The organism is Listeria valentina, assembly GCF_011800755.1.
Classification (GTDB): domain Bacteria; phylum Bacillota; class Bacilli; order Lactobacillales; family Listeriaceae; genus Listeria; species Listeria valentina.
Map to the genome: position 1 here is coordinate 1 of NZ_JAATJW010000029.1, position 12,487 is coordinate 12,487.

15 protein-coding genes are annotated in these 12,487 nt (G+C 41.4%); 12 read left to right on the top strand and 3 right to left on the bottom strand.

The window, feature by feature from the left end; translation table 11 throughout:
* Positions 1-82: 82 nt before the first annotated feature.
* The 8 genes from HCK02_RS08130 to HCK02_RS08165 all read left to right on the top strand — a co-directional run bounded on the left by HCK02_RS08130 (position 83) and on the right by HCK02_RS08165 (position 7,066).
* On the top strand, positions 83-970 hold the full coding sequence (locus HCK02_RS08130) for a VOC family protein (protein WP_167629624.1): 888 nt from the start codon (positions 83-85) through the stop codon (positions 968-970).
* Positions 971-1,930, top strand: a complete 960-nt coding sequence (locus HCK02_RS08135) for a ring-cleaving dioxygenase (RefSeq protein ID WP_167629625.1) — start codon at positions 971-973, stop codon at positions 1,928-1,930.
* 8 nt (positions 1,931-1,938) lie between these two features.
* Positions 1,939-2,559 carry an alpha/beta hydrolase gene (locus HCK02_RS08140; protein ID WP_167629626.1) on the top strand — a complete coding sequence of 207 codons (621 nt, stop codon included), beginning with the start codon at positions 1,939-1,941 and terminating at the stop codon, positions 2,557-2,559.
* A complete protein-coding gene (locus HCK02_RS08145) occupies positions 2,549-3,166 on the top strand; it encodes a flavin reductase family protein (protein WP_167629627.1) in 618 nt (205 codons plus the stop codon). The genes HCK02_RS08140 and HCK02_RS08145 overlap by 11 nt, the downstream gene beginning before the upstream one ends.
* A 321-nt stretch (positions 3,167-3,487) precedes the next feature.
* Positions 3,488-4,747: a GTPase HflX gene (gene hflX / locus HCK02_RS08150; RefSeq protein ID WP_167629628.1), complete on the top strand. Its 1,260-nt coding sequence runs from the start codon at positions 3,488-3,490 to the stop codon at positions 4,745-4,747.
* A gap of 132 nt (positions 4,748-4,879) precedes the next feature.
* Positions 4,880-5,482 carry a PepSY domain-containing protein gene (locus HCK02_RS08155; RefSeq protein WP_167629629.1) on the top strand — a complete coding sequence of 201 codons (603 nt, stop codon included), beginning with the start codon at positions 4,880-4,882 and terminating at the stop codon, positions 5,480-5,482.
* A gap of 132 nt (positions 5,483-5,614) precedes the next feature.
* On the top strand, positions 5,615-6,373 hold the full coding sequence (locus HCK02_RS08160; RefSeq protein WP_167629630.1) for an ABC transporter ATP-binding protein: 759 nt from the start codon (positions 5,615-5,617) through the stop codon (positions 6,371-6,373).
* A gap of 42 nt (positions 6,374-6,415) precedes the next feature.
* Positions 6,416-7,066 carry a GntR family transcriptional regulator gene (locus tag HCK02_RS08165; protein ID WP_167629631.1) on the top strand — a complete coding sequence of 217 codons (651 nt, stop codon included), beginning with the start codon at positions 6,416-6,418 and terminating at the stop codon, positions 7,064-7,066.
* Between the two features lie 41 nt (positions 7,067-7,107).
* Here HCK02_RS08165 and HCK02_RS08170 read toward each other — a convergent pair whose 3' ends face one another.
* A complete protein-coding gene (locus HCK02_RS08170; protein ID WP_167629632.1) occupies positions 7,108-8,100 on the bottom strand; it encodes an oxidoreductase in 993 nt (330 codons plus the stop codon).
* 142 nt (positions 8,101-8,242) lie between these two features.
* Here HCK02_RS08170 and HCK02_RS08175 point away from each other — a divergent pair, with 142 nt between their 5' ends.
* The 4 genes from HCK02_RS08175 (at position 8,243) to HCK02_RS08190 (ending at position 11,274) form a co-directional block, all read left to right on the top strand.
* Positions 8,243-9,166, top strand: coding sequence for a diacylglycerol/lipid kinase family protein (locus tag HCK02_RS08175; protein WP_167629633.1), 924 nt, complete (start codon positions 8,243-8,245; stop codon positions 9,164-9,166).
* Between the two features lie 65 nt (positions 9,167-9,231).
* Positions 9,232-9,540 carry a hypothetical protein gene (locus HCK02_RS08180; RefSeq protein WP_167629634.1) on the top strand — a complete coding sequence of 103 codons (309 nt, stop codon included), beginning with the start codon at positions 9,232-9,234 and terminating at the stop codon, positions 9,538-9,540.
* Positions 9,541-9,653: 113 nt separating this feature from the next.
* Complete coding sequence (locus HCK02_RS08185) at positions 9,654-10,826, top strand: serine hydrolase domain-containing protein (RefSeq protein ID WP_167629635.1); 1,173 nt, start codon at positions 9,654-9,656, stop codon at positions 10,824-10,826.
* Between the two features lie 61 nt (positions 10,827-10,887).
* Positions 10,888-11,274, top strand: coding sequence for a hypothetical protein (locus tag HCK02_RS08190; RefSeq protein ID WP_167629636.1), 387 nt, complete (start codon positions 10,888-10,890; stop codon positions 11,272-11,274).
* A 43-nt stretch (positions 11,275-11,317) separates the two neighbouring features.
* On the opposite strand, the gene HCK02_RS08195 is transcribed toward HCK02_RS08190, so the two are convergent.
* The gene (locus tag HCK02_RS08195) at positions 11,318-11,785 is read right to left on the bottom strand and encodes a DUF986 family protein (protein WP_281348879.1); all 468 of its coding nucleotides are present in this window, start codon (positions 11,783-11,785) and stop codon (positions 11,318-11,320) included.
* 109 nt (positions 11,786-11,894) lie between these two features.
* Positions 11,895-12,374, bottom strand: a complete 480-nt coding sequence (locus tag HCK02_RS08200; protein ID WP_167629637.1) for a mannose/fructose/sorbose PTS transporter subunit IIB — start codon at positions 12,372-12,374, stop codon at positions 11,895-11,897.
* Between the last annotated feature and the right edge of the window lie 113 nt (positions 12,375-12,487).

Here is a 12,487-nt window from a genome sequence, read left to right on the forward strand (position 1 = left end):
TTATTCCGTAAGGAAAAGAAATGAAACATTTAGGGAAGATCATTTATCTTTCTAAAATATATTTTACGAGGAGGGGAACATCATGATACAAGGAATCCATCATATTTCTTCATTTATCAAGGATTTTGAGACGACGCATCATTTTTATCAAGATATTTTGGGCTACCGATTAGTGAAAAATACGGTCAATCAAACGAATTTAAAGATGCGGCACTTGTTTTATGGGGATTATGCAGGAACGCCTGGAACGGTTTTAACGTTTTTTGAAATTCCGCGAATCGGTCATACCTACGAGGGCTCTCATTATTTTGGCAGGGTTTCGTTAGGCGTTCCTGATGGCAGTCTGGCTTTTTGGGAAAGGCGACTTGATCGTTATGGCTGTTTGTTTAAGCGTGATGCGACGGGGATTTTATTCGAAGATCCTGATGGGATGAAATTGCGCCTTATGGAAATTCCAGAAGTGATTGAGCAGAGTTTAGCGACTCGGCATAGCGAGATTAGCCGAGAAAAGCAAATTATTCGGATTGTCCAAGTGGAGATTTGTACGAATGTTCCCTTGGAGACGGAAAGCTGGCTTAAGGAGATTGGTTTTCAAGGGGAAGCAGGGCGCCTGTCGAATGATGTGGCGGGTAATTTTACCCAAGTGATACCGAATTTTCTTGCTGAAAAAACACGGTTTGGTCGTGGCGCAATTGATCACCTTGCTTACGCACTTCGGTCGAAACAGGAGGTTGATGAGCTGCATGCTTGGGCTAAGGATCGTGGCTTCATTGTGGAAGAGCTAGCGGATCGTGGTTATTTTAAGAGTCTTTATTTGCGGGATCCTGGTGGTGGACGGATTGAATTTGCTAGTCTTGAGCCGGGTTTCACGCTTGATGAAAATTTGGAAGGTTTAGGGTCTAGTCTTAGTTTGCCGCCGTTTCTAGAAGTGAAACGTGCAGAAATTGAATCTTATTTTGGAGGGTTTTAAATGTTAAAAGATTTACGAGGAATTCACCATGTGACTGCGATGACAAGCAGCGCGGAAAAAAATTATGATTTCTTTACAAATATACTGGGGATGCGTCTTGTGAAAAAGACGGTTAACCAAGATGATATTGCGACGTATCATTTGTTTTTTGCGGATGATGCAGGGAATGCAGGGACGGATATGACGTTTTTTGATTTTCCTAATTTACCAAAAGGTCGCGCTGGAACGGATAGTATTTCGCTTACTTCGTTTCGTGTTCCAAGTGATGCGGCGCTTGAATATTGGAAGGAACGTTTTCATAAGTTAGAGGTTACGCACGGGGAAATTGAAACGATTTTTGGAAGAAAAGTGTTGACCTTTGAAGATTTTGATGCGCAAAAAATGCAGCTGATTTCGGATCAAACGGATAATGGTGTGGCTCCTGGGACAGCATGGCAAAATGGACCTGTTCCACTTGAATATGCGATTTATGGCTTGGGTCCTGTAAAACTTACTGTGACATCTCTTGAAAACATGGATGCAGTTTTAAAGGCTGTGCTTGGATTTAGTTATGTGAAAGAAGAAAATGGTTTACATCTTTATGAAGTAGGTGAAGGTGGAAATGGGGCTTCTGTATTGGTGGAAGAAAGAACGGATTTACCGCCTGCAATGCAAGGTTACGGTGGGGTTCACCATGTTGCTTTCCGTGTGGCAGATCACGAGGAATTGCTCAAATGGATTGAGCGCATCAATTCGTTTCAAGCCCCTAATAGTGGCTTTGTGGATCGCTACTATTTCGAATCGCTTTATATGCCAGCAAGTCGTCAAATTTTGTTTGAATTTGCAACGGATGGTCCTGGCTTTATGGGCGATGAACCTTATGAAACGCTGGGCGAAAAATTGAGTTTGCCACCATTTTTGGAACCAAAACGCGATGAAATTGAGGCGTATGTGCGCCCACTTGATACGAAAAGGAGCTGATTTTCGAGATGGAACATCTTTTTATTCCAGGGAAAACGAACGCACCACCAGTTTTATTATTGCACGGGACAGGCGGCGATGAGCATTCGTTAGTTGATGTAGCACGGTTTGTCGCGCCAGATGCTCCTATTCTTTCGCTCCGGGGAGACGTTTCGGAAAATGGCGCGAATCGATTTTTCAAGCGATTTGCGGATGGTTCTCTGGATTTAGAGGATTTGGCAGGAAAAACGAAGGATTTGCTTAGGGAAACGAAGCGACTTGCTGAAGAATATGGATTAGACTTTCACGATTTTGTGGCACTTGGTTATTCGAATGGCGCCAATATTGCAGCCAATGCGCTTTTGCAGGAAGAAGATGGCTTTCATTATGGAATTTTGTTCCATGCTATGCCTGCTGGGAATGATCCGGCAACTTTTGATCTTGCGCATCGCCGTGTATTTTTAACGGCGGGAATGAATGATCCTCTAGTAACGCAAGCAGCTTCTGAGGCGCTTTTGCAAGAACTAAAACAGCGGGGAGCGCTCGTTGAAACGGTGTGGACGGTTTCGGGTCACCAGTTGACTATGCCGGAATTAGAAGGCGCACGTGACTGGTACAAAAAGCTAAGTGGTGAGCAACATGCAATTTGATGCGGATAAAATTTCGCCCAAGCAAAACTATAAGTTCTTGAGTGGATCTATTATTCCGCGATCGATTGATTTTGTTACGACACTTTCAGAAGACGGAAAAACGGTCAATGCGGCTCCATTCAGTTTTTTTAGTGTGGTTTCGAGCGATCCACCGCTTGTCTCAATAGCGGTGCAGCGGGCGGATGGTGTAGAAAAAGATACGGCGCGAAATGCCAAGCAAAAAGGGGAGCTCATGATTCATATCGTTAGTGAGTCTTTTGTGGCAGAAATGAATGAAACGGCGGCACGTCTAAAGCCGGATGAAAGCGAACTAGAGCGGACGTCGCTTCATCTTGAACGGGTAGAGGGATTTGCTACGCCGGAAATCAAGGAAGCAAAGATTAAACTTCGCGCCACGCTTGAAAGGAATATTGCGATTCAAAATGATGCTGGTCTTGTGACGGCGGATTTACTGCTTGCGAGGATTGTGCATTATGATTTTTCAAGCGATGTATTTGACGAAGAGCAAGAATATATTTTGCCGGAATTTTTGGATGTAGTTTCACGTTTGAGTGGAAATGATTATGCTAGGCTTGGCGAGCGTTATACGATTAGGCGTCCAGATTGATTTCTGGGCGCCTTGTTTTTTTAGACTGCCCATGTTAGAATGATGCTATCTAAAAGGTTAGGAGGGTTTGCAAATTATGTGGCTGTACAAATTTCGTTCCAAAATGAGTTTTAACCGCTAATTGAATAGTGCGGAGTGCCAGGTTTATTTTGGCATGGAACGGGACCAGTCTATCACATTTTGTGACCCTATTCGGAAATGAACTGAACAAGTGATTTTAGGGAGAGACGATTTCGACTCTTCTTTTTTGTGCCTTCTTTTAAGGAGATATAGGGGAACGTCCTGGCCGCACTGAAAAAATTTTTCAGGAGGTCATTTTTTATGAATAAAAAAGTTATTTTAGTTGGTGTAAGTGGATCAGATAAGGATTTTGAATATACAATGCTTGAGCTTTACAACTTGGCAGAAGCAAATCACTATCAAGTTGTAGATGAAGTAAGACAGAACTTGGATAGTGCGCATAAAGCAACATATGTTGGAAAAGGAAAGCTTGAAGAGTTAAAGCAGCTTGGCGAGATGCAAGAAGCAAATGCGTTAGTGCTGAATGATGAGCTAACAGGTTCGCAAATTCGGAATTTGGAAGATGCAACGGGGCTTCAGATTATTGACCGAACGGCGCTCATTCTTTCGATTTTTGCGGAGCGTGCAAAAACGCGTGAAGCGCAACTACAAGTGGAAATTGCGATGCTGAAATATGAATTGCCGCGAATGATTGGAGAAGGGGAATCGTTAGACCAACAAGGCGGCGGTTCGGGTCTTCATAATCGTGGTTCTGGGGAAAAGAAACTGGAGCAAGATCGTCGGATTATTAAAGACCGCATCAGCAGGTTAACGAAGGAACTTGATGCAATTGTTGCTGAGCGGGAAACAAGACGTAGAAAGCGCAAGAAAAATGAAATTCCAGTCGTTTCATTAGTTGGTTATACGAATGCTGGAAAATCGACTACGATGAACGGACTTGTGGCACGGTTCAGTAATAGTGAACACAAACAAGTTTTTGAAGAAGATATGTTGTTTGCGACGCTTGAAACGAGTGTCCGCGAAATTGTATTACCCGATCATAAACGTTTCTTATTAACAGATACGGTTGGTTTTGTCAGCAAATTGCCAACGCACTTAGTGAAGGCCTTCCGTTCAACGCTTGAAGAAGCGAGGGATGCGGATTTGTTGATTCATGTTGTCGATTATTCGGATCCGAATTATCAGGCGATGATTGAAACAACGGAACGGACGCTTAAAGAGGTCGGCGTTGAGGGTGTTCCGGTGTTGTTTGCATACAACAAGGCGGATAAAATAGCGGAGGAAAACTATCCGGTTCTTGCGGGAGATACGTTCATTTATTCGGCACGTGATGAGGCGAGTCTTGCTGAGCTTGCGGAAACGGTGAAAAGGCGGATTTTTACGGGGTATAAAAAGATGACGCTGTTAATTCCTTTTGATGAGGGGCAAATTGTGGCTTATTTGAATGATGAGGCGAATGTTCTTTCGGAGGAATATTTAAACGAAGGGACGAAGGTCGAGGTGGAGCTGAGTCCAGTCGATCAAGAGCGTTTTAAAAAATTTAAATGGAAAGTTTCCTAAAAAAGTAGAGAATTTGCCGATTTATTTAGGGCTGTAGACTTAGATTTAAATGGGGCGCAAAACGGATGGAAAAAAGGGGACTGGTTTTGTATACTATTAATGTAAGTGACTCGAAAATTTTGGGGGGATACGATGAAGAAGTGGGGGATTTTAGCGGCTCCTGTAGTGGCTTTAGCCTTATTAGGAGCTTGCGGAAATGATGAAGATCATAGTAAACATGAGATGAGTTCAAATGGGACAAAATCAGAGCAAAAGAGTTCAACAAACAAGAATGCTTCTTATGATTTAAATGGAAAGAAACTAAGTCTATCGTTTCAAGATGTGATCAAGCAATTTGAAGATAAATATGGGAAAGCGGCTGCGATTACTTCTGTGGAACTTGAAGCGGATAGTGGCCGGATCCTTTATTCGGTGGAAGGCATGGATGACCAAAATGAGTATAAACTTAAACTGGATGCCGAATCAAAAGAAGTGTTAGAGGATTACAAAGAAGCTGTGGATAGCGAAGACAAGCAAGAATTAGATCAAGAAAAACTAGACTTGAATGGCTTGATTTCGGAAAGTGACGCAATGAAAAAAGCGGTTGCTGAGGTAGAAGGACCGGTTTCTTCTATAGAGCTAGATCGTTCTTATCAGGATACAGTTTATGATGTATCGGTAGAAACTGGTTCTGATGATAGTGAAGTTCGAATTAATGCGAAAACTGGAAAAGTTCTTTCTGTGGATTCACATTGATGGGGATAGAAAAACACTCCGTGTGTTGTACATTTATGTACGACATATGGGGTGTTTTTTTGTTTACTTCTTTTCTCGCTTGCTGTTCCATGTTAAACTGAAGGTAGTTGAAATTAGAAAAGAGTGTAAGCGGTGGGATTAACAAAGTTATTAGCATTTTATCATAAAAAACTTGGAAATTGGAATCTAGTGTTTAGCTTTATGAAGGGCTTTTGGGCGAGTTACTTCGTTCTTTTAATGGTGCTCTTGTTGGGAACAGTCGCCGTTTTTTACTTTTTTAGCTCTGGAGTGGTTTGGGTTGTACTTTTGTTGGATGCCATTCTTGCAGTTCTCTTTTTTTATTTGTTGATTCACTTGCGGGCAAAACGATTGATTCGTGTTAAATTTCAACTGAGAAGCTTTAAGGAATTGCAAAAAATGAAGGATTATCTTTTTTACGGGTACCTGGAAAAAAATGGGTTTGAAACGCGTGCTGAGCTTGCTGAACTTATTTCGTTTATTCGCTCGGAAGCTAAGACGGGAACTGCAAATAAGAAAAAAAGCATGGTCGGTCTTATTTTTAAGATTTTTATCGCAGTGTTTTTAGCGATCTATGGCGGTAGCTTTTTGTTTGAACTGGATAAGAGCTGGAATCGGCTGTTAGCTGTACTGGTTATTCTACTCGCAGCGGTTTTGCTTTTCTATCTGGTGCTTTGGTTTGAAAAGGCGCTACGCTATCTTTTTGGAAGGGATATGCGGCAAGCGGAGCAGATGATACAAACGATTGTTTACATTCAAACTGTACTTCGTGCTAGGGAGAACACGGATTACAATCCTTTTCGGATGGTCGAAAAAAAGGTAGAGGCAAACCCGTTTTTGCAGGAAATTATTGATTCAAAATCCTTTTTATAAATTTGTTTTAGTCAGGTAAAGAGAGAAAGAAGGAGCTTGGAGATGGAAAACAAACGAAGAGAAACAATGGAAACGATGTGTTACCGGGAGTTAAAGGGACGAATTCAAAATGGTTTTTATCAGCCGGGAGAGCGGTTGATTGAAACGAAGATTTCAAAGGAAATGAATATTAGTCGGACGCCAGTTCGAAAGGCGATTTCGATGCTTGCAGTGGATGGCTTTGTTAAAAACACGGAGTATCGTGGGGCTATTGTTGCGGATAGTCGACTGACGAAAGATAATTATATTGAAATGCTCGATATGCTAGGCTTATTTTTAAAGCATGCGATTCGTCGTATTGAAGTGAAAAAATTACCGCTTAATTATAAGCGATTTGAAGAAAAACGATTGGAACTGAACTGGGCACTCGAAAGTAAGAAGGAAAGAGCTTACTTTTATTATGGTAAATCGGTTTTGCTCGAATTTGTTTTTTATTTAAAAAATGATTGCTACTTGGAAATTGTAGAGGACTTTTCTGCAAAAATTGAGCAGTTTGGGACGGCGGAAGTTTTTTCGATTATTGAACAATCTGGGAAGGACTTTGTGAAAAGTGTCGATCAAATTTTGTTTTCCATTAGGAAGGGAAACTACTTTACAGCACTTGAAGCTGTCGATCAAATTACAGAACGGCAAATTTTGTCGGCTTATCGGTAAAAACCGAGATCCTTTTTCGGATCTCGGTTTTTTGATGGAGATTAAATGAGTCTGACGAGGTAGCGACCTAAAATGCCACCTTGGACATTTTTTTCAAGTGCTTCTGGAAGATCTTGAAGAGTGATTTCAGTTGTAATGGCATCAAGGGAATCTAGTTTGAAGTCCGTTGCGATGTGATGCCAGACTTCTTTTCGGCGTGCGTAAGGGCAGTAAACGGAATCAATCCCGAGCAAGTGGATGCCGCGCAAAATGAACGGGTAGACGGTTGAATTTAATTGGTATCCGGCTGACATGCCACACGTGGTTACGCTTCCGCCGTACTTAGTTGTGCTTAACAAGTAGCTAAGGGGCTTTCCGCCGACGCAATCAATTGCATGGGCAAACTGTTCTTTATCAAGTGGACGCAACTTTTCTGGCTGGAAGGCTTCTCGAGATACGATTTCATCTGCTCCGAGCTTTGCGAGATAGTCAACGCTCCCTTGTTTCCCGCTAGAAGCAACGACTGAAAAGCCTAATTTGGAGAGAATAGCGGTTGCGATGCTTCCTACGCCACCTGTTGCCCCGCTTACGGCCACTTTTCCATCTTGTGGGTTTGCACCGTGATCTTGAAGCGCTAAGACGCTCATGGCTGCTGTAAATCCGGCTGTTCCGTAAATCATGGCTTCGCGTAACGTGAGTCCGTCTGGAAGTGGCACGACCCATTTGCTTGGTACGCGGATATACTCGCTATAGCCACCGAAGTGACTTACGCCGAGTTCGTAGCTTGTGACAATGACGGGATCGCCTTCTTTAAAATTGGAGTCGCTTGAGGCGATGACAACGCCTGCAGCATCAATTCCCGGGATGAAAGGATAATTTTTGACGATATTTCCGTTTGCGAGCGTGGCTAGTCCGTCTTTGTAATTAATGCTCGAATAGTGAACGCGGATTGTTACGTCGCCCTCAGGTAAGTCATCGAGTTGAATGGATTTGATTTCAAGGCTTGTTTCTTCAGGACTTTTTTGATCTACAAATAAAGCGCGAAATGCAGTCATGGTATTCCTCCTTTAAATTTATCTAATTTCAATGTAGCGCGCGTATGAAAAATATTCAAGTTAAAGCGTTTATCCAGAGTTGTTTTTCCGCGCTACTAGCATGTATAATAAAGACGAATTGCAACTAAAGGAAGTGAAAGAGATGACGAAAGCAATGCTTATTGTAAATCCATCTTCTGGAAAAGAAAAAGCGGAAGGCTATGTGGATAAAGCAGAAAAGACTTTGTTAAAACGATTTGATGAAGTAGAAGTGAAGCGCACGGAAAAAGGCGGCGATGCAACGGATTTTGCTTCGCTTGCAGCTAAACAAAATTTGGATGCGGTTATTGCGATGGGCGGAGATGGAACGCTTAATGAAGTGATTAATGGACTTTCGATTCATGAAAACCGTCCAGCTTTTGGCTTTATCCCGCTCGGAACGGTGAATGATTTAGCTCGATCGACAGGAATCCCGCTTAAGCCGAAAAAAGCTATTAAGATGCTTGAAACGGCTGTTCTTAAACCGATGGACGTTGGGAAAATTGAAGATCATTTCTTTATGAATGTACTTGCTGTTGGGATGATTGCACAAGCAGTCGATCAGGTGAGCGTGGAACAAAAAACAAAATTTGGTTCGATTGCTTATTTTGTGGAAGGGCTTAAGGCGTTTAATCGTCATGAACTATTGCAATTTAAGCTTGATTATGATGAGGGACATTTTGACGGAGATGCGGCACTTGTTGTTGCGGGGCTGACTAATTCTGTTGGAGGAATGGAGAACTGGGCACCAGATGCTGAAATTGATGATGGCTTGTTGCATGTCTTCGTTCTTACGAAATTAGGATTATTTGATGCTGCTGGCATGCTTCCTCAACTGGTTAAAGGTACTCTGAAAAATAGTGATGGTGTGGAATATGTTCAAACGAAGCATCTTAAAATTGATGCGTCTGGTGAGGATCTATCAGTTAATGTCGATGGGGACCCTGGTCCTGCCTTGCCGGTTGAAATTAAAGTTTTTCCGAGCCATTTGAATCTTTTTGTTCCAGAAGGTGGCAAGAAGAAAAAAAGTATTTTTAAAGCATTTTAATAGTGCTTCTTTTGCTTCGATCTGGTAAAATAAAATCACGACGAGTGAAAGAAGGTGGATGAGTCGTGGCAGAGCGTGAGGTTCTTTATAAAGGTCTTGCTAATGTCAAAACGGAATCAAGGGCAGCACCGGGAAAGCTGTACTTGACTTCGGAGAGCATTATTCATCAGCCTAACGAAGCATTCGACGACAAAATAGAGATAAAGTTAGAAGAGATAGCCCGAATTTCTGGGAAAAAGACAAAGTTTTTTGGACTAGAGGTCTTGGCTAATTTGATTGAAGTCGAACTGAATGACGGTACGGTTTATCAGTTTGTGGTTAATCGACAAAAGAAGTGGTTGGGTGCCATTTCGAAGCTACTTGGTGAGGTTTGAAGTAGTGCAATAAACTTAAAATGATGGGGGCAAGCTATGAAAGGCATAGTTTTGCTCCTTTTTAGATTTATTTGAGTGGGGGACTGATTTATTTACAGAAGGAGAGAAAATTCGTGACGCAATCTCGCTTAAAAAAGACACAAGGAAAAAAACAAAAACAACGGTTTTATTGGAGCTTGGTTTTTATTTTATTGTTAGGAATCGGCATTGGCTCGGTGGCTTCACTATTTATTACTTCACATGAGGCCAAAAATGACGAATCATCGAAATCTACTACGACTTCAGATTCAGCTAAAACAAATGCAAAAGCCCCGCTTAAGCCAAATAATCCGGTAAAAGCAAACGAGGTGCCTGAAAAAGCCATAGATGAATATTTGAAAAAAAGCGGGTTTGTTGGTTCAGTTTATATTGAAGATAAAGGGAAATTTGTTTTAGAAAAAGGATACGGCTATTCTGATTTGGCAAGTGGTCGTAAAAATACAACTTCGAGTGTGTATTACATTGGTTCGATGCAAAAAGCAATGGTAGCAACAGCATTCATGCAACTTGTTGAACGAGGTCTTGTTCGCTTGGATGATCCGATCGCGAAATACATTCCAAGCTTTCCAAACGGCCAAAAAATTAAAATTGTGAATTTTCTCGGGCATACGACTGGGATGAAGCCGCGGCATGAAGGAAATAACCCTATCACGCCATACCGGATTATTCGTGAAATCGAAAAAGCGGGAATCGAGACGCAACCAGGTAAATGGCAGTATGCGGATGATAATTATTCGGTCATCGCTTATTTGATTCAAACGATTTCTGGCGTGGAATTTGAAAATTACATGGAGCAGCATATTTTCGTTCCTGCTGGGATGAGTGGTGCGGGATTCTACACGACTTATAATACGAATTTTATGCACACGGAAAGTTATCTGCGCGAAAATGGCAAAATCATTAATGCGCCGGTACGCCAAGATTTATCACAGCTTTTTGGTGCAGGGGATATTTATATGGCAACTCAAGATATCAAAAAGTTTGACGATGCTCTTTTGGGTGGGAAGCTAGTTGGAAAAGAAAGTGTAGCAAGAATGCTTAAGAAGGGGCCAGGAAAATATGGATTTGGTTTCTATGATTTAGGCAATCACTATATAGCTCACGGAGTCCTAGCAGGTTATGAGGCTGGAAATGCGTTCACGAAAGATCGGAAAAAATTTGTTATTTTACTTTCAAATGCTCGAACGAAAGCCAAATCAGACTATCAATATACGCAAGATATTCTTGCGATTATGAATAAAAATTAGCTTGATCTGTAGGAACCGTGTTATAATAGTTTCGAACTTGAGATACAGGAGGAAACGATAATTGGAGATAAAGGTTCAAGACAAGATTCAGGATTCTCGAATTGTTTTTACGAGTGACTTTGGGGAATGTATTGCAACTTGGGACGACGACGAAGAGCCGGATCCCGGGCGAAAATATGCAGTCGAAGTTAGTATTCCGAAATTGATTACGTTTGATGATGTAGATGAAAGTGAAGAAAAGCAATGTCTTTTAGAAAGAGATCAAGATGACTACGTTCATATCGTAGGTATACTTGAAGATTACGAAGAAGACGGTTTTGCTGTTTTGCGGCTGGAAGAAAGCATCATTTGTTTCGATTCAAAATTTGATGTGCAAATTGATCAGCTGCACGGGAAATTCATTGACTTATTTGTTCCTGAAATTAAAATAACAAGTGTTGGTATATAAAAAAGACGACAAGGTTGCCTAAAAGAGCAACCTTGTCGTCTTTTTATTTGTATTCGGCAATGGTTTTCATCATTTTATCTAAGTCAGCTTCTGATCGTGGACGAAGCATTAAGCGAGAGCGCCCAGTTTCAATCACGAGGATGCCGTCTTCGGATAAATTAATTCGTTCAATTTGCGCATATGGAAAGAAAATAAAAGTATAGAAGAAGCCGTCTGCTTTAAAAAGTGCATGCGGTTTGCGGAAAAGTGCAATATAGAAAAATAAAACACTGAGAATTCCGAGTAACACGGTTGTTGACATGGAACCGTTGCGTGAAATATTTAATGCGAAAAGTAGAACGAGCAAACCGAAGAATATGTACCCATCGAACCGCCCTCGCGAACGAAGTGCTACTTTTAACTTGGTAGACCCTTTCCAAAAAGCTAATACGATTAAATCGTAAAGCAAAAAGAGAACCGTTCCAATCACAAAAATTAAAAGAAAGATATTGGTTGCTGTCCATTCCATCATTTTTTCACTCACATTCTATCACAATTTACTGAATTGATCAGTTGTACTTTATTGTAGCATATCTGATGAAACTCTTAAAAGAAAAGCTTATTCTTTGAATTGCCAGCCACTACTTATCGAGAAGCGGCATCAGTTTAACTTTGCTATCGGATGCGACTTTGCGGATTTCAAGTTCGATCCCGCGTTTATGGAGCTCACGAAAGGCCATTTTATCCGTTTCATCGACTGACACAGCGTTTGTAATTTGATTTTTCCCAGCTCGAAAAGCCATTCCGCCGATATTAACAGATAAGATGGCAACGCCCGACTTAACAAGCGTCAATACATCCATTGGGTTGGTAAACAGCAGTAAGACAGGAGTTGTTGCATATTGCGGGTTTTGGTAAACACGAATCGCTTTAGCAACATCAATCACGTTTACTTTTACGGCAGGTGGAGCGGCTTGAATGAGCAAAGTTTTTCTAAATTCATCTCTTGAAACCGCATCATTTATTACGATAATTCGCTTAGCTTTTGTTTCTTTAGTCCAAACGGTGGCTACTTGGCCATGAATTAAGCGGTCGTCGATTCTAGCTAGACGGATATCCATTGGTAGATCGTCCTCCTTATTTTTCGCTATCAGTCATCATTTTTAAAGCAGCTGGCAAGAAAAAGCAGTATCTCTTGAATTATAGGGATTTCTGCATGATAAATCAACACTCT

Bases quoted from the DNA above. Each gene is read 5' to 3' on its own strand.
- HCK02_RS08130 (WP_167629624.1), top strand. From the start codon at position 83: ATGATACAAGGAATCCATCATATTTCTTCATTTATCAAGGATTTTGAG.
- HCK02_RS08140 (WP_167629626.1), top strand. From the start codon at position 1,939: ATGGAACATCTTTTTATTCCAGGGAAAACGAACGCACCACCAGTTTTA.
- HCK02_RS08195 (WP_281348879.1), bottom strand. From the start codon at position 11,785: ATGATGGAATGGACAGCAACCAATATCTTTCTTTTAATTTTTGTGATT.
- HCK02_RS08135 (WP_167629625.1), top strand. From the start codon at position 971: ATGTTAAAAGATTTACGAGGAATTCACCATGTGACTGCGATGACAAGC.
- HCK02_RS08175 (WP_167629633.1), top strand. From the start codon at position 8,243: ATGACGAAAGCAATGCTTATTGTAAATCCATCTTCTGGAAAAGAAAAA.
- HCK02_RS08165 (WP_167629631.1), top strand. From the start codon at position 6,416: ATGGAAAACAAACGAAGAGAAACAATGGAAACGATGTGTTACCGGGAG.
- hflX (WP_167629628.1), top strand. From the start codon at position 3,488: ATGAATAAAAAAGTTATTTTAGTTGGTGTAAGTGGATCAGATAAGGAT.
- HCK02_RS08200 (WP_167629637.1), bottom strand. From the start codon at position 12,374: ATGGATATCCGTCTAGCTAGAATCGACGACCGCTTAATTCATGGCCAA.
- HCK02_RS08155 (WP_167629629.1), top strand. From the start codon at position 4,880: ATGAAGAAGTGGGGGATTTTAGCGGCTCCTGTAGTGGCTTTAGCCTTA.
- HCK02_RS08170 (WP_167629632.1), bottom strand. From the start codon at position 8,100: ATGACTGCATTTCGCGCTTTATTTGTAGATCAAAAAAGTCCTGAAGAA.
- HCK02_RS08145 (WP_167629627.1), top strand. From the start codon at position 2,549: ATGCAATTTGATGCGGATAAAATTTCGCCCAAGCAAAACTATAAGTTC.